This is a genomic window from Fontibacillus forbon (genome assembly GCF_046559655.1).
In the GTDB taxonomy this organism is placed as follows: domain Bacteria; phylum Bacillota; class Bacilli; order Paenibacillales; family Paenibacillaceae; genus Fontibacillus.
The window spans coordinates 939,046-954,617 of record NZ_JBKGFV010000001.1; the positions used below are offsets into that span (position 1 = coordinate 939,046).

The following is a 15,572-nucleotide window of genomic DNA, read 5'->3' on the forward strand; positions in this document are numbered from 1 at the left end:
CGAAATGGCATATGGTGTCAACAATGTTTTAAATAACTGTTCTCAACTATATTTGGTTCAGAACCGGAGAAATAAAGGCGCAATGAACTGCCGGAACACGTCGCCGGGGAACTGTGCTTTTTTCCGCTTATCATCACTTAGTACCACGACGGTTTCAAGCTCCGGAATGACGTGAATAAACTGTCCTCCAAAACCACGTGCATAAAAGTAATCGAAAGAAGATGCCGGAGAAAGCTCTCTTTTCCCGCCGTAAGAATCAGCCCACCAATGCCAGGCATAGAACCCACGACGAGGCGCTTCTACCGAAATGGCGGGTTGTACGGATTGCAAGGCCAGATCTCTGGAAATGAGCTGTCTGTTCTCCCAGTTACCCTGCTGCAAAAAAAGCTGCCCGAACTTGAGCATGTCATAGGGGCGGAGCCATAGGCCGAAGCCGCCGGTATGAATGCCTTGAGGATCTCTCTCCCATTTGTAGGAATCGATGCCTAGCGGTTCGAACAGATTAAGCTCGGCAAACCGGGCAACCGGCATACCGGTGGCTTGTACCAGGATGGCGGATAACAATTGCGAGATTCCGGAGTTATACTCCGTTTTGACGCCTGGAGGATCACGAAACGGTTGTTCCAGCACGAACTCCACCCAATCGTGCGAGCGTGTCATCCGCGGAAAAGAGTTTTGACCGCCAAACTCGGTCCAGTCGAAGCCTGCGGTCATCGTTAAGAGGTGCCACAACGTAATGTCCCGTAAACGGGGATCGCGATTCGCGGAAGCCTGCGGAAAAAAGGTGCCGATCGTTGCGTTGGGCTGCGGCAACAGCTTGCGATCCATAGCGATGCAGAGGAGCGCAGACAGGATGCTTTTGGTGCATGAATTGATTTTCGCAATCTCTAATGCCGCGTGTAGATCTCGGTAATGCTCAAAGATCATTTCACCTTTCCGGCTGATTAAACAGCTTCTTAAATTCAAGGGTGCTAAAGCAGCAGCCAGTTTAGACAAGTCCATATAATCCTTCCTTTTATGAAGATCTGCCGTGAGTTATGTATTATTAAAACGGAAATTGCGCGATCACGCAAACTTATTGGCGGACATGCCGCCAAAAACGGCAAGCATATACGGATACCTCGTGAAACGGACCATGATACGCTTGAAAAGTATCTTGATTCAATAAAGGGGTGTCAAAAGAACATGATCCGTACATGGCAACACAAACTGAGTTCTTTTTTTATAAGAAAAGATCCAAAGTATGACCAGTTCTTGAACGAGCATCAGGCGAAAACAGCGAAACAAATCGGATTGTACCTTTCCCTGGCCATCTTTCCGGGGATGTTAGCTTACTTATTGGTTTATCCTTTGCGGGAGCCGTTAATGGAACTGACCGGTCTTTCCAGCCATTATGTTCAATTTCTTGTGCTTGCCTTGATGGCCAGCGGCTGGCATATTCTTTTCCCGTTTTTCATGTTAAGATTTGTGGACAAGCTTACGTTTAAACAATCTTTGAAATATTTGGGCTTTGTCAGACCGGATTTCAAGGGTCTGCTCATTATCCTTCCGATAATTACGATTCTTTTTACTGCGCTGTCGCTGCCATATATGAAATACTTGTTTCCGCCCCTTTCTGCTATGCTTGACGGCATCCCCGCCCTACATATGGGAGAATGGCATATTTACAATCAGGGGTACTATGATTTTCCATGGCCGCTGCTAGCGATCGGATTGATCGGCAACTTTATAGGGGAGGAAATCTACTTCCGCGGCTACCTCCTCAGAAAAGTGGGTGCACTCAAATGGAACTGGCTGATTATCAGCGTGTTATTCCAGTTTTATCATATGTGGCAAGCCCCAGTGAATTGGGCGTTTATCCCGCTTGCGGTTGTGATTCCGTGCGAAATCCTGGTCCGGCTAAGGAAAAACATCTATGGAGCTATTCTATTCCACGTCTACATCAATACATTATGGGGCTTGGTTACGTTTTATCTAGTAGGGGTTTAATGAGATTAACGAGTTTGCTTGGAGGGAACCGGTTTACATGCGTCAATTCTTGCAAAACAGGCATCATTATTGGATCGGTTTATCAATCCTTATCATTGGGATACTGGCTGTTTATATTCATGCCGAATCCATTCGTTATCCATATATAGGGGCGGTCCTGGAGCGTTCAGCCGAGGATTGGGCCGTTAAAAGCGTGGACGCCTCGGGAAAAGCGGCGAGTTGGCAGGTCCAGCCGGGAGACCGGGTGATTAGGATTGACGGGGAATCCCCGGGTGAGAGATTTGATCATGATCAAGTTGAGCATAAATCTCTGGTACGGGCCACGGACGTAACTTTCATGCGCGGGGACGGCACGTCCTATAACATCCTGGTGAAAACAGAGACTCGTGATCTGCTGAAAATATTATTTTCCATACTGATGGAACTGCTGCTCCTTGCCATCGGTTTGTTGGCGTACCGGAAAAATTCCGGTGCCCGCCTGGTTCGTAAATTTACGGCGGTCAATCTGGTAATGGCGCTGTCCATCTTGACTTTATATTCGACTGAGATGAAGTTATCCGACTTTATTTTATCGCTTTGCTCGATTTGGCTGCCTTATTTGCTGCTCTCCTTTTGTGTTGGTTTTGTAATTAGACCTGTTCCTGTAGGTTTAAGCAAGCTGCTGCAAGTGTTTCGGCTATTTTGTATGCTATTTTCCTGTTACGCCTTATACGGAGTCACAAGGGATGAGATCCCCGGATGGATCAGGGAAACTGTGCAGTTGGTGTTTCTTTGTTCACTGGTGTTTACGGTCATAACCGTCATGTTTTGCTGGAAAACCATTGACCGAACCGAGAAAAACCAGGCGCTGGTGCTGGTTACCGGATTGTATCTCAGCTTGCTGCCATATATTTTTCTGTACGCGCTCCCTGATCTGATAGGGGGGGACCACATTCTATCACCGGAATATGCTCTGACAGGTCTTGTTCCTCTTTCGGCTACGATGATGTATGTTCTGGGCAAACGAAGTATTTTGGATATGAGACTCTATTTATCCAGGGTACTGATTCACAGTGTTTATTTCGGCAGTGTATTCATCCTGTTCTATTTGGCCTCAAGCATCTCAAAGCCGGGGGGACTCCCGGTCATATTCGTCGTTTTTATTGCTGTTACTTACGGTTACCGCATATGTTTGAAATGGTCGGAACGAAATACGAAGCGGCGTAAAGAGTGGGTGGAGAATCAAAAGCTGAAGTTATCCATTAAGCTGGCGGAAGCGCAGAATATCCGGGACATTTTGAATATGCTAAACGAAGTCATATACAGTTTCATGGATGTAAGCGGAGTATGTTTGCTCTGGCATGACGGAACTAGACTACTTGTTCAGGGCTCCGGTGAATATAAAAATCTTCGCCTTCCTAATGAGGAAGAGCGGCCTGACCCCGTTTTTATGCAGACTCATTTTGATTTCAGCTACCTGGAACCCATTCATTCCGGCGAAGCGGGGCGGGATTTTGGTTATGTGTGCGTCGGTCCAAAACGTAATTCCTCACTCTTGTCTCCGGAGGAACGGAAACTGATTGATAGTGTCAGAGTGGAAGCGTTACGGCTGCTGACCAATGCCGGGCAGCTTGCCGGTCTGCGGCGCGAGTTTCAGCTTATGAAAGCGGAGAATGCGGCATACGAAAGGCGCGTCAGCGATATCCGGTTTGAAAACCGGATTTTGCTGGAAGCCCAGCAAGCCGAGCGGATTCGTACTTCCTATTTTCTGCATGACCACCTGCTCCAGAACCTCATATACTTGTCAAGAGATCTGGAAGAGCTTGCCGACGGGGGAAAACCGGGCAACCATCGGGTGGAAACCTGGCTGAAATGTCTGTATGACTCCCAACGCGAGATCCGGTCCATGTGCGATGAACTGTATCCCCATGTAGTAGATAAAGCCGGATTGGAAGAATCGTTGAACTGGCTGATGCGTTCCTGCAGAGAAAAGGGATTAGAGGCGGAGCTTAAATATGAATGGGCACCCGCGTTACCGCCCAACCATTTGTTAAAGACAAACCTGTTTCGCATGATCCGCGAGTTGACGAATAATGTCATAAAGCATGCAGAGGCAACCCGGCTTGAAGTTCATGTCCGGTGCAGGCTCGAGAAAGGCATCTATTGTAAGGTGAGTGACAACGGAAGAGGCTTCAATCCGGCCGATCTGTATCATCGCGGAAATGCGCAGGAAAGCAAACACTTCGGGCTGATCTCCGTCAGTAACCAGATCGGGTATCTGGGCGGGGAACTGGATATTCATTCCGTGCCGGGGGAAGGAACCGTCGTTACCTTGAAATTACTTCAAAACGAAGGGGAGGAGTATTATGGAAAACCAGGTCAAGGTAGTTCTGCTGGATGATCATCCTCTGGTCATGGAAGGACTAAAGAGGCGGCTGGAAGAAGAACCTAATATAACCGTAAACGCGGCTTTAAATGATCCGCGGCTCCTTCTGGAGCAAATCGAACGATATATGCCCGATGTGCTGGTAATGGATGTGTCCATGCCTTACATGGACGGTTTTGAGGTGGCAGATCTTTTGAAGAAACGGTATGGCGAATCCTTGAAGATCATTATGTTATCAGGTTACGTATATGACGAGTTTTACCGAAAGGCTTACGAACTGGGCGTTAACGCATATCTATCGAAACAAGCCACTTATCATGAAATCATTAATGCGATTATCCAGAGTGTATCCGGTCATATTCTGGTATCCGAGAAAGTGTTCAAAAGGGCTCAAATGGACAAGCTTACTGCAACAGAGCGGGAGGTTTTAAACCTGGTGGCCCGAGAATTGACAAACAAGGATATTGCAAAAGAACTCGCTATCAGCCAGCGGACCGTTGAATATCATCTGACTTCCATCATTCAAAAGCTGGGAGCCAAAACGAGAATCGGTGCCGTGGCCAAAGGCTATGAACTCGGGATTTTGGGGCAGGCGCAGCAATAAAGATAATCCATGGAGAAATGGGTTATTTTTAAATGAAATTGTAGTGAAATAAATCACATGGAAGTGAAAAAAATCACATTATGTAGACGTAATTCTAATTATAATCACATTGTACTCATTAAAAATAATAGAGAGGGGAATCACTGTGAAGTTTTTCAAAGGTTTGCTGGTAGCGGGAGTTGCCCTGGCGTTGTTGTCCGGCTGCGGGAACAATGATGGAGGATCGGCCAATAAAAATGCGGCTGGCGAGAATGCTGATGTTGTGACAACGGCATCGATCGTTAATGAAGGGGACGCTTTCGTTAACGCAGTAAGCGACAAAGGAACCTGGATTATCGCGATTCTCAACGATCTGACGATCGACAAAGATGTTGTCGTATCCGGCGAATTCCATGATAAAGGGGCAGCGGACGGTGACATCTACCGCAAAGTCGCTCTGTATGCACAAGATGCGGATCACAACATCACAGCTAATTACACTTTGACTGTGCCTAAATTTACAGTACAAAGCGAGAATTTGAGAGTCCAAGGCGGAACGATCAAAGGCGACGTTTATGTTGAAGCAAACGGATTTAATCTTCATGAATCAGCTACGGTAGACGGCAACATCTACTTTGCTAGCGAAGATGTAAAAGCATCCGCCAAAATCGACGGCAAAGTGACCGGAACCACTGAAGTAAAATAATAGTTTCAACCGCAAGAATAATGAATAAAGCCTGTAAGCCATGCCCGGTTGGGCCGCTGGCTGCAGGTTTTTTTGTAGTAGCTCAGTTTATTGCTCATTATGTATGTATTCATATTGCTAGTAATAAATAAATGCCGACGATGATTTTGTAAATGCGCCCCGCGGATGTTAAATCCATGTCAAGAGAGGTGGGGAAGGCGCTAATGGGTGCTTTTTTACCTGTTTTCAGTAATTATTTATTTTGTAATTTATGGCCATCCTATAGACTAACTATCATAAGGACAAGAGGGTGAAATCATGAATTCACATCAAGAATACGGGAACTACAAGGCCGGCGATATCGTCTACGTGTTTTACCGTAATCCGCATACCCAGGATGTAGCCAACATCCAGGAAGCCGCCGTCGTCAATCATCCGGAACAACCGGGGGAGCTCGCTTTGTTTCTGTACGAAACCTACTATCCTTTATCGAGCGAAATGGCTGTTTACGCAACGGCTGGAGAGGCGGAGCAAGCGTATCAACATTATTTCGGGGGCATTTCCGAGGGAATGTTTCAATGAACAACCCTTTCACCCCCAAGCTTGTCTATTTTGAACCGGACGCTCTGGAATACCCGCTCGGAAAGGAACTGCTGGACAAGTTTGAAAAAATGGATGTTGAGATTCGTTACACGACTTCTCATAATCAGGTAAGAAATCTTCCCGGCGATAATGACTTTCAGAGATACCGGGTAGCCAAATCCACGCTTGTCGTCGGCATCCGAAAAACGCTTAAATTCGATACGTCCAAGCCTTCGGCGGAATACGCCATCCCATTTGCGACAGGGTGCATGGGCCACTGCCATTATTGCTATTTGCAAACGACGATGGGGAGCAAGCCTTATATCCGAACCTATGTCAATGTAGAAGAGATTCTGGAAGCCGCAGATAAATACATGGAGGAACGAGCTCCGGAATTCACCCGATTCGAGGCCTCCTGCACCTCGGATATTGTAGGTATCGATCATCTTACGCACACGCTGAAAAAGGCGATCGAACATTTTGGATCATCGGAGTTCGGAAAATTGAGGTTCGTGACGAAGTTTCATCATGTGGACCATCTGCTGGACGCCAGACATCAAGGGAAAACGCGATTCCGGTTTAGCGTCAATGCCGATTACGTGATCAAAAACTTTGAGCCCGGCACATCCCCGTTGGACAAAAGAATAGAAGCGGCGGGCAAAGTCGCCAGAGCCGGATATCCGCTCGGATTTATCGTAGCGCCGATCTATCTTCATGAAGGTTGGGAAGAAGGGTATCACCATATGTTTGAACGCCTGGATGCCGAACTGCCGGCCGATGCGCGGGACGACATTACGTTCGAATTCATACAGCACCGGTTCACCAAACCCGCCAAACGGGTCATTGAAAAAAACTATCCGTTAACCAAACTGGAGCTTGACGAAGAAAAGAGAAGATACAAATGGGGGAAATACGGGATCGGCAAATACATTTACCAAAAGGATGAAGAAGAAGATTTGAAAAGCCATCTCTATTCCTATATGGAGAAATTTTTCCCTAAAGCGAAGCTGGAGTATTTCACTTGAAAATAAGAAAATAAGTTACGGGGCCCAAAGCGGAGTCGGACACGAATGTATATGGCAGGCGTCCGACTCTATTGGTTTTGCAGTCTGAACAGGTTTACTCGAAATATTTCTCATTCTCCTGCCAAATCAGTTCCTCAGTTAATTCCGGAAAGGCCAATTGTTCGGAGGTAATGCAAAGCCCGGCACAAATCGTGGCCAAATCCAAGCATTTCTCGACAGGCTTGTTATGCAAATAACCGTACAAAAATCCTGAAAAAAAGCTGTCTCCCGCTCCGTTGGCATCTTTATATTCGTAATCTTCAATTACGCCGCGTTCGATCCACACGCCGTCTTCGTTCAGGCAGGTCGCCCCTTTTTTGCCGTGAGTACAAACAATCAGTTTCTTCCCCTTACGATGTAAAGCTTCCATAACGCTTCTGTAATTCTCCATATTGTCCGAACTCATAAAAAAATAGTCTGCGGCTTCAATATAATCTTCATGGTAGCTGTTACTCCCATCATAATCGTGCAGGTCGGTCCAGATCGGTTTGTTGTATTTCCGGCACAAGCCGATCAATGGTTTCGTGTAGTTGATAATATTCAACACGACGAGATCGCAATCACGAATAAGTTCTTCAAGAAATACCATATTCAGCGGAGGCTGAACCGAGGACTGCGTAATAAACATGGAGATCCGGTTGCCCTCCTGATCCATCAGATTCACATGCCGCTCCGTTCCTTTCGGATCAAGATCGTAATGAAACTTAACTCCGGCTTGCCGAAGGTTATTGCTGATGAATTGACCGTATGGATCGTCACCAATAATGGAATGCAGGATGCAGGGTACATTCAATCGGGTTAGATTCAGCGCTTTGCCTGCACCGGTTGAACCTAAAGCTTCATGAAAGGGGGCAAAGTGAATGGTTTGCGGCACGGGCTCGGGAAGATGGGGGAGCGAAATAACGGTATCGTAGGTGGTCCCGCCTAAAATTAGTACGTTTAGCATGTTCAGTTCCTCCTCAGGATAGGCTTGCTCCAAGCCGAATGGCCAGATCTTTTATTTCTTGGGACAGCTTCTCATTTACCGGAAAAATGCGCTCGATGTACGAAAAAATGTGGATTGCCGACTGGGGAACCTGGTCATATCCCTGAAGCATTTGACTAAAATGAATATCAAAATCGGGAAAACGTTGCTCGATTCTCCGATCGTTATTATAGGGATCCAAATTTGAGGGTTGTTCCTCCTGATACAAATGCAAGACGGATATGAGTTGATTCATGGCGTAAGTTTCAATGAATGTTTTAGCGGATAGCTTTTCTCCCCGGGCATATCTGCAAAGGCCGACGTAAATGTTGGTTACTGCTTCGTTCAGGGCAAAATCGGCCGTAACCGGCCGATTAACGGAAATCGGCTGCTCCAAGGAAGGAATCACATGCTTATATCCGGGTTTACTCCAGATGATCCTGCCACCGTTGCAAGGAACCTCAGTCATTTTGTTTTCGTCGAAAACGGCGAATTCCCCGTAAATACCGTCCTCAAACATGATTTTATAGCCATCTTCCGTGTTGCGGAAATGAAAGGAGAGGGCACAGGCACTGTTCAACCAATCCAAATTTTCAATAAATGTGTTGCTATAACCCTGTTCTGTGAAGACAAAGAAATCAAGATCCGAGTAGGAGTCCAACCGCTCCAGCTCCGTTCCTACCGAACCTACGCCCAGCAAAAGCAAGGCATGTTCACGCATACTCAGGCTTTGTCCGATGGAGTCGAGCCGTTTTAAAAGTTGCTCTGGTGTATTCATAATATACCTCCGTATATTCAATAATTTCGTAACTAGATTATACATTAGATAAATATAAAATCAATTAAGATTCGATAAAATTTAAATCTATTGACTTAAAGTTTTGAAATCGAGTAAGATTAATTAGATGGTTATCAAATTCAAGATATTCAACCCGAAGAATCGAAGGGATGAAAAGTATGGAACCCAAAATGAAGATCACCATAAATCAACCTATGGAGTTTCTGAATTGTCTGTTTGCCTTGGGTACGGATAAAGGTTTTTTGGAGATGATCCGGGATTTTGATCTGGAGCCTAACGACAAAATTACCGGCATGCTACAAGAAATGAAGGAGTCGCTTTCCCAATACATCCGGCAAGAATTAATCTATTTTTTTGATGCGAGCGGATTGGGATTTGTTTTGTATAAATACATCATCTTTCATGCCTCCCTAAACAAGGTGACGGATATCATAACATTGCTTCAACAGGAACATAATGATGAATTTGTCTTCAAAATGATAGAGAGTATTTGCAAAAACACCTTGCCTGCCAAGGGATCTCCTGATTACATTGCACTTAAAGGAAATAAGTCCGGATTATTGAACCTGATTGGCGATACTCCTGTTCAGGACCAAGCAAGAAGGGACCGCATACTCGAAGCGGTGGAAAATCCGGAGGAGGTCAAGCAACGGTTTATCTTGTTATTGAGCCGGTTTTATGATGCGGGATTTGCTCCTTTCGAGTCCGAGATCAGGAAAATGATCGAGGCCGAAATGCCGCGTTACGAACTCATGTTTCAGGAAACACCCGAAATGTTCATGAAGCAGTATTTGAACTTGGACAGCTTGAAGGACTCTCAGGGGGGTTACGTACTGCATTTAAGTTTTTTCAAATACGTAAGCTGCCATGCTTATTCTTCGTATCGGGAGGATACCGCGGATTGGTTTGTGCTCGGGATATATTCGGACCTTTTGTTTAATGAATCTTTTGCGGCGGAAAGACAAGCCCAGTTCTTCAAAGTATTGTCGGACGTGAAACGGATCGGAATTATCCGCCTGTTGTCCGAACGCCCCTGGTTTGGCCAGGAATTGGCCGAAGCCCTGGATATTTCGCCTCCGACGGTTTCATATCATATCGGCTTTTTGCAGCAAATCGGCGTGGTCAGTTTTACAAGAACGGATAACCGCTTCTATTATTCGCTTGACCGATCCAAGCTGCTGAAACCGCTTGAAGATTTTATAAGATCATTACAGCAATCTTGAACCGGGAGACGAAACCTATGCGCACGTTTTGGATATGGTTGATCTTATTGTTTGCGATTTGGCTTTGCGCTCTCCAGCAATTAGCGCCGGAAGGTTCCATGGTGTCTTGGAGCATTTTGGGCAGCGCACTATTTTTTGCCGCATTTTTTATATCGCCGCTTTTGCGGCAGAAACCGGCCTTTTTATGCTTAAATTTGACGGTTGCTTCTCTCCTTGCCGTCTTCGTCTTATGGCCTGGTAAGGAGGATAACTTTAATCCATACACCCTGCTGATTTTGTCCGTACTCGCGGGGAAAGCGGCGTACAGGCTGCCGCCGATCCACGCTACGATCTTGGGATTGATTTGCGCGGCTGGCGCCTTGGCTCCATATGCCATGGGCTATCCTTCCCTGCCGCCAGCATACATAGGTTTATATGCGGTTTTGCTTGCGATTGGGTTTGCCGTGTTTCGCAACGCCTCGCAAAGGGCCATTGCCGCGGAAGCGCGGAATGAAGCGTTATTAGGGGAATACCGAAAATTGAAAAGAAGGATGGCGAGCGACGAAGAGCTGGCCCGCCGGGAGGAACGGGCCCAGGTAGGCCGGGATATTCATGATTCCGTCGGACATAAACTGACGGCTTTAATGATGCAGTTGGAAGTTTTCCGCATGCAACGAGATGTAGATCCCGAAGGACAGATCATAAAATTAAAGGAATTGGCACAGGAAAGCCTGTACGAAACGCGGAGTGCGGTTAAAGTGTTAAAAGACAGTGAGCCGGGCGGTCTTTCCGCCATTATGAGATTGATCCGGAAACTCGAGGCGGAGAGCGTGATCAAAGTCCATTTTACGGTGAAGCACGGGGCGTTATCCGCTCCGCTTAATAACGACCAATCCATCGCGGTATATCGTGCCGTCCAGGAGGCGCTGACGAATATTATGAAGCATAGCAAGTCCCGGGAGGCCGATATCATGTTCGAAGCCCCGGGCGGCAGCGTGTTCCGATTTGAGATCACAAATCCGGGCGGCGTACAGGGAAATTTCCGGGAAGGCTTTGGGCTTTCTTCCATGCGGGAACGAATTGGAAATGTTATGGGCCGGCTGGAAATCCTTGATAATCGCGATCGGTTTACCGTGCGCGGCACGATACCGTTGATCATACCAACAAGCTATGAGGAGACATCCGGATGATTAGAATTTTACTTGCCGAGGATCAAGCCATGGTCCGCCAAGGTTTAAAAATGATGATAGAGAGTGATGGCGAGCTGCGTGTAACGTGCGAAGCCGCCAACGGAAAAGAAGCGGTAGAACTGAACGAACGGCATCTGTTCGATCTGGTTATCCTTGATATTCAAATGCCGGTGATGAATGGCCTGGAAGCCGGTCGCCTGATCCGGAAGCGCTGGCCGGAGCGTAAAGTGCTTATGTTGACGACATTTAACGACGATGAATATGCGCTTGAAGCTTTGAAAGGCGGTGCCAGCGGATATCTTCTGAAAGATGCGGAACCGGAAGCGCTAATACGTTCAATTCGCAGCTGTCTATCGGGGGGATTGTCATTGCAGGACGATGTTGCCGCCAAGGTGATTCCTCGTTTGCTGCACAAAAAGGAGGAAGCCGAAAAAACCGTTGATTCATCCATAACGCCTCGCGAGCTGGATATATTGAAACTTGTAGGGGAGGGCCGCAGCAATCGGGAAATTTCCGAGGAACTGGGCTTGTCGGTCGGAACCGTGAAAAATCATATGAGTCAAATGATGGAAAAGTTGGATTTGCGGGACCGTACGCAGCTGGCGATTTATGCAATTCGCCACAATGTCGTTTAAATCAGGAACCTGGATTCCAATTCCGGATGCACCCGTGACCGGAGTCATGGGCAGACAAGAATGTAATGACGGAGGACAGTGTGAGCACTGTCTTTTTCCATGTATACTGGCGATAGCAAACGGGTTGAGTCTTATTTGGGAGGTAGAACATATGCTTGAGGCGGTAGAATTACGTAAGGTATTTAAAGGGAAAACCGCGGTTGATAACGTAAGTCTTTACCTGGATGAAGGGGAATCCGTCGGCTTGCTTGGACCGAACGGAGCCGGCAAATCAACGACGATTTCCATGATTTCATCCTTGTTAACCCCAAATTCCGGGGATGTAAGGCTGAATGGGGCTAGCATTGTATCGAAACCGCAACTGATCCGTCGGATACTTGGCGTTGTCCCGCAAGAAATTGCCCTGTATGAAGCATTAAGCGCGTATGAAAATTTGAAATTTTTCGGGCGAATCTACCGCTTGAAAGGCCATGAACTGGAAATGAAGATTCAGGAAGTACTGGAGATGGTCGGCCTCAGGGACCGGCAGAAAGAACTCATTAAATCTTATTCAGGCGGCATGAAAAGACGAATTAATATTGCTACCGCACTGCTGCATGATCCCAAAATCGTGATTATGGATGAGCCGACCGTCGGGATCGATCCACAGTCCCGCAGCCATATTCTTGAAACCGTCAGGCGGTTAAATCGCGAGAAGGGAACGACGGTTCTATATACAAGCCACTACATGGAAGAAGTCGAGCAGCTTTGTAGTCGAGTATACATTATGGATCACGGGCGGATCATTGCTTCCGGAACGACAGACGAACTGCGGCGGATTTTATCCAGCGAGGATACGTTGCTGCTCCAACTGGATAAACAAAGCCATGAGTTGGCCAATGAACTGAGGAGCCTTCCGGCGGTACGTCAAGTCGATGAAACCGAGAACGGATTGAAACTCATCGTGGCCAAACAAAATCAATTTTTGTCCACAGTCGTTCAGGCAACCGAGCGCCATCAAGTCCAGCTCGTCAATATCCACGTTCAAACGCCGAGCCTGGAAGATGTATTTTTGCATCTGACCGGACGGACGTTGAGAGATTAGGAGGGGGCCGCTTGATTCCATATTTCATGAAGGATTTCCTGGTTTATTGGAGGGATCGAAAAGAGATTATCATTTCCCTCTTGATGCCTATGGTTCTCATTACGGTGCTCGGCTTCGCATTACCCGGTTGGGTGGAGAACCCGGCCAAGACTTTGGAAATGAAGGTAGGCCTGGTGAAGCTGGATGATGAAGATGCAGGCTTGCAAACGCTGAAGGATTCACGTGAATTACGCTCCTTATCTGACGAAATGAAGTCGGCGCGGGTGCAGCAAATGGAACAAATGTCCCCGGTAAGGCAACTTTTGAATGTGCTTCATGAGGATTCCGTGAAGGAAATAGTTCATTTGGAAGAACTGGATGCAGATGAAGCAGCCCGCCAATTGAAAGGCAAAAAGATCGAGGCTGTTCTGACCATACCGGCAGGGTTCACAGAGGCGGCGTTAAGCAAAATGATGTTCGATGACGGCGAGGGAGCGGAACTGAGCATCACCGCCGATAAGGCTTCAATGCATGTTGATGTATTGGCCGGAATACTCGATGACGTTTTGCGAACGATGAATTTTCAGATCGCCGTCAGCCATTTGCCGGCTGTCGATGCAGATGCGGCAGCAGTTATATTTGAAGATTATAGCGGAATAGGCGGGCGCGAGATATTGCCTGGGGTTGAAATGGTGACTTCTTTTCAATATTATGCGCTGGCGATCAGCATCGTCTTTGCACTGATGATTTCGGTGACGATAGCTTCTAAAGCAACCGGAGAGAAAAGAGAGCGTGTCTTTGAACGTATTCTACTTACCGGTTCGCATCCGGCGAATTATTTGTCTGGCAAGATCACCTCGACGTTTTGCTTGACCCTGTTACAGCTCGTATTTGTATTGCTTGCTTCCCATCTCTTTTTTGGCATTTTTCAAGGCCGGTCGCTTCCGTTCTGGATCGGCGTAACCGTGGTTTTGGTTGTATTGTCCTTCTGCATGGGAGCTTTAGCTTCGTTGTTTACCACACTGGTATTTCAACTGGAAGACTCGGTCGCGAATGCCGTTACTTTTATGGCCGTCCTTATTGCCGGCACCATCGGAGGCAGTTTTGTACCGGTATATGTTCTTCCGGAATGGTTGCAAATTGCCGGGGAGTGGACGCCGAACGGATTGACACTCGCCGCATTGCTGGAGTGGCTTCAAATCGAAAACATGGATTCCTTGATCGCATCTATGTTAAAACTGGGCGTGTTTTCGCTAGTGGTCATAGCTATCGCGATCTGGAGTTTTCCTAGAAGGGGGCGCATCTAATGAATCCGATATTTCTGGCCCAATGGATGAAGGATAAGCGTTCTCCGTTATTGATTCTTAGTTTTTGCGGGCTTAGCATCCTTGCAACCCTGCTGTTCGGATTCGGTATCGACAGCCAGATGAAAATAAGCGTCTTTAAGGCACCCGGAATGGAGACACGGAAGGCGGAAGCATGGCTGAATCTTTTGAATAAAGGCGAAACGATAAAGTTTGTGATACAGGATGAAGATCAGGCCCGTTCGGAAGTGCGCGAGGGTCGTACCGACGCGGCGGTTCAATTGATGGAGAACGACTACCGGATCATCGCCGCCATCGATAATCCGAATGTACAGCTTGTTGAACATCACGTTCATTCCGTATTTGTGGAGGAACTGAGGCTGAGGGCAGCAGAGAAATTTGCGGACGACGCCGGCGCGTTTCGGAAAGAAATGGCGCAATATCAAGAGGCTCCCCCGTTAGCGTTGAATCTGCGGACCTCGGACGGGGATGAACTGATTAAGTACGACATGAGCCTGCAATTGCTGTTTACGTTCTCTCTGTTTCTTGCTATGTTTACGGTCGGTTATAAAATCAATTCCATTTCGCAGGAAAAGGTGTCCGGGATATGGAGCCGGGTTATTCTTTCACCGGTAAGCAAATTCGAAATGTATACGGGCCATCTTATGTACAGCTCTTTAATAGGTTTCCTGCAAATTTCAGCCGTATTTGTATTGTTCAATTTCGCATTCGGTTTAGAGCTTGGCGGGCGTTTTGGGATGCTGATTCTGATCGCGGCGATCTACACCTTGAGCATTGTAGCCATGTCCATGCTTCTTACGGGTATTTTAAAGACACCGGAACAATTCAATATTGTCTTTCCTTCCGCCATTCCGGTCATGCCGCTGCTAAGCGGAGCATATATGCCGCCGGGAACGATTACAAATAAGTTTCTGCTTGGCATATCGGAAATATTTCCGCTGAAACACGCGATGGATGCGTTAGTAGCTGTCGCAATTTACAATGGCGGGTGGCAGGACATCTTTTTATCCATCGCGAAGCTTTGCATTATCGGCGTGATCTGCATGGGTGTCGGCATTAACTTGATGGAACGGCGCCGAAGATGAAAAATCGTTATTTAATCCTGATCCGGAAACGGTCAGGATTA

Annotated in this window: 15 protein-coding genes; 12 read left to right on the forward strand and 3 right to left on the reverse strand. The window is 47.0% G+C overall.

Annotation, left to right across the window (positions count from 1 at the left end; translation table 11 throughout):
• Positions 1-57: 57 nt before the first annotated feature.
• On the reverse strand, positions 58-1,002 hold the full coding sequence (locus ACLB09_RS04350; RefSeq protein ID WP_410768522.1) for a serine hydrolase domain-containing protein: 945 nt from the start codon (positions 1,000-1,002) through the stop codon (positions 58-60).
• Positions 1,003-1,185: 183 nt separating this feature from the next.
• Between ACLB09_RS04350 and ACLB09_RS04355 the strand changes: the two genes are divergently transcribed.
• The 6 genes from ACLB09_RS04355 to splB all read left to right on the forward strand — a co-directional run bounded on the left by ACLB09_RS04355 (position 1,186) and on the right by splB (position 7,229).
• Positions 1,186-1,989 (forward strand): CPBP family intramembrane glutamic endopeptidase, encoded by an 804-nt coding sequence (locus tag ACLB09_RS04355; protein ID WP_410768524.1) that lies wholly within the window; start codon positions 1,186-1,188, stop codon positions 1,987-1,989.
• 37 nt (positions 1,990-2,026) lie between these two features.
• Entirely contained in the window at positions 2,027-4,369 is a 2,343-nt protein-coding gene (locus tag ACLB09_RS04360) for a sensor histidine kinase (protein ID WP_410768525.1), read from the forward strand.
• Positions 4,335-4,958 carry a response regulator gene (locus ACLB09_RS04365; protein ID WP_410768526.1) on the forward strand — a complete coding sequence of 208 codons (624 nt, stop codon included), beginning with the start codon at positions 4,335-4,337 and terminating at the stop codon, positions 4,956-4,958. The genes ACLB09_RS04360 and ACLB09_RS04365 overlap by 35 nt, the downstream gene beginning before the upstream one ends.
• 145 nt (positions 4,959-5,103) lie before the next feature.
• Positions 5,104-5,643, forward strand: a complete 540-nt coding sequence (locus ACLB09_RS04370; protein ID WP_410768527.1) for a polymer-forming cytoskeletal protein — start codon at positions 5,104-5,106, stop codon at positions 5,641-5,643.
• Positions 5,644-5,940: 297 nt separating this feature from the next.
• Entirely contained in the window at positions 5,941-6,204 is a 264-nt protein-coding gene (locus tag ACLB09_RS04375; protein ID WP_410768528.1) for a transcriptional regulator SplA domain-containing protein, read from the forward strand.
• Complete coding sequence (splB, locus tag ACLB09_RS04380; RefSeq protein ID WP_410768529.1) at positions 6,201-7,229, forward strand: spore photoproduct lyase; 1,029 nt, start codon at positions 6,201-6,203, stop codon at positions 7,227-7,229. Before ACLB09_RS04375 ends, splB begins: the two co-directional genes overlap by 4 nt.
• Positions 7,230-7,323: 94 nt before the next feature.
• Here the strand turns inward: splB and ACLB09_RS04385 are convergent, their stop codons facing one another.
• Positions 7,324-8,214 (reverse strand): carbohydrate kinase family protein, encoded by an 891-nt coding sequence (locus tag ACLB09_RS04385; protein WP_410768530.1) that lies wholly within the window; start codon positions 8,212-8,214, stop codon positions 7,324-7,326.
• A gap of 13 nt (positions 8,215-8,227) precedes the next feature.
• Positions 8,228-9,010 carry a hypothetical protein gene (locus ACLB09_RS04390; RefSeq protein WP_410768531.1) on the reverse strand — a complete coding sequence of 261 codons (783 nt, stop codon included), beginning with the start codon at positions 9,008-9,010 and terminating at the stop codon, positions 8,228-8,230.
• 179 nt (positions 9,011-9,189) lie between these two features.
• Between ACLB09_RS04390 and ACLB09_RS04395 the strand changes: the two genes are divergently transcribed.
• From ACLB09_RS04395 to ACLB09_RS04420, 6 genes are all read left to right on the forward strand, one after another.
• Positions 9,190-10,254, forward strand: a complete 1,065-nt coding sequence (locus ACLB09_RS04395) for an ArsR/SmtB family transcription factor (protein ID WP_410768532.1) — start codon at positions 9,190-9,192, stop codon at positions 10,252-10,254.
• A 17-nt stretch (positions 10,255-10,271) separates the two neighbouring features.
• Positions 10,272-11,423, forward strand: coding sequence for a sensor histidine kinase (locus ACLB09_RS04400; RefSeq protein WP_410768533.1), 1,152 nt, complete (start codon positions 10,272-10,274; stop codon positions 11,421-11,423).
• Positions 11,420-12,058, forward strand: coding sequence for a response regulator (locus ACLB09_RS04405; protein WP_410768535.1), 639 nt, complete (start codon positions 11,420-11,422; stop codon positions 12,056-12,058). Before ACLB09_RS04400 ends, ACLB09_RS04405 begins: the two co-directional genes overlap by 4 nt.
• A 151-nt stretch (positions 12,059-12,209) precedes the next feature.
• Positions 12,210-13,142 (forward strand): ABC transporter ATP-binding protein, encoded by a 933-nt coding sequence (locus ACLB09_RS04410; RefSeq protein WP_410768536.1) that lies wholly within the window; start codon positions 12,210-12,212, stop codon positions 13,140-13,142.
• A gap of 11 nt (positions 13,143-13,153) precedes the next feature.
• The gene (locus ACLB09_RS04415) at positions 13,154-14,428 is read left to right on the forward strand and encodes an ABC transporter permease (protein ID WP_410768537.1); all 1,275 of its coding nucleotides are present in this window, start codon (positions 13,154-13,156) and stop codon (positions 14,426-14,428) included.
• Positions 14,428-15,531 carry an ABC transporter permease gene (locus ACLB09_RS04420; RefSeq protein ID WP_410768538.1) on the forward strand — a complete coding sequence of 368 codons (1,104 nt, stop codon included), beginning with the start codon at positions 14,428-14,430 and terminating at the stop codon, positions 15,529-15,531. The genes ACLB09_RS04415 and ACLB09_RS04420 overlap by 1 nt, the downstream gene beginning before the upstream one ends.
• Positions 15,532-15,572: the final 41 nt, after the last annotated feature.

What these genes read in the sequence shown, in the direction of transcription:
- ACLB09_RS04350 (WP_410768522.1), bottom strand. Translation starts at nt 1,002, where the DNA reads ATGGACTTGTCTAAACTGGCTGCTGCTTTAGCACCCTTGAATTTAAGA.
- ACLB09_RS04355 (WP_410768524.1), top strand. Translation starts at nt 1,186, where the DNA reads ATGATCCGTACATGGCAACACAAACTGAGTTCTTTTTTTATAAGAAAA.
- ACLB09_RS04360 (WP_410768525.1), top strand. Translation starts at nt 2,027, where the DNA reads ATGCGTCAATTCTTGCAAAACAGGCATCATTATTGGATCGGTTTATCA.
- ACLB09_RS04365 (WP_410768526.1), top strand. Translation starts at nt 4,335, where the DNA reads ATGGAAAACCAGGTCAAGGTAGTTCTGCTGGATGATCATCCTCTGGTC.
- ACLB09_RS04375 (WP_410768528.1), top strand. Translation starts at nt 5,941, where the DNA reads ATGAATTCACATCAAGAATACGGGAACTACAAGGCCGGCGATATCGTC.
- splB (WP_410768529.1), top strand. Translation starts at nt 6,201, where the DNA reads ATGAACAACCCTTTCACCCCCAAGCTTGTCTATTTTGAACCGGACGCT.
- ACLB09_RS04385 (WP_410768530.1), bottom strand. Translation starts at nt 8,214, where the DNA reads ATGCTAAACGTACTAATTTTAGGCGGGACCACCTACGATACCGTTATT.
- ACLB09_RS04390 (WP_410768531.1), bottom strand. Translation starts at nt 9,010, where the DNA reads ATGAATACACCAGAGCAACTTTTAAAACGGCTCGACTCCATCGGACAA.
- ACLB09_RS04395 (WP_410768532.1), top strand. Translation starts at nt 9,190, where the DNA reads ATGGAACCCAAAATGAAGATCACCATAAATCAACCTATGGAGTTTCTG.
- ACLB09_RS04400 (WP_410768533.1), top strand. Translation starts at nt 10,272, where the DNA reads ATGCGCACGTTTTGGATATGGTTGATCTTATTGTTTGCGATTTGGCTT.
- ACLB09_RS04405 (WP_410768535.1), top strand. Translation starts at nt 11,420, where the DNA reads ATGATTAGAATTTTACTTGCCGAGGATCAAGCCATGGTCCGCCAAGGT.
- ACLB09_RS04410 (WP_410768536.1), top strand. Translation starts at nt 12,210, where the DNA reads ATGCTTGAGGCGGTAGAATTACGTAAGGTATTTAAAGGGAAAACCGCG.
- ACLB09_RS04420 (WP_410768538.1), top strand. Translation starts at nt 14,428, where the DNA reads ATGAATCCGATATTTCTGGCCCAATGGATGAAGGATAAGCGTTCTCCG.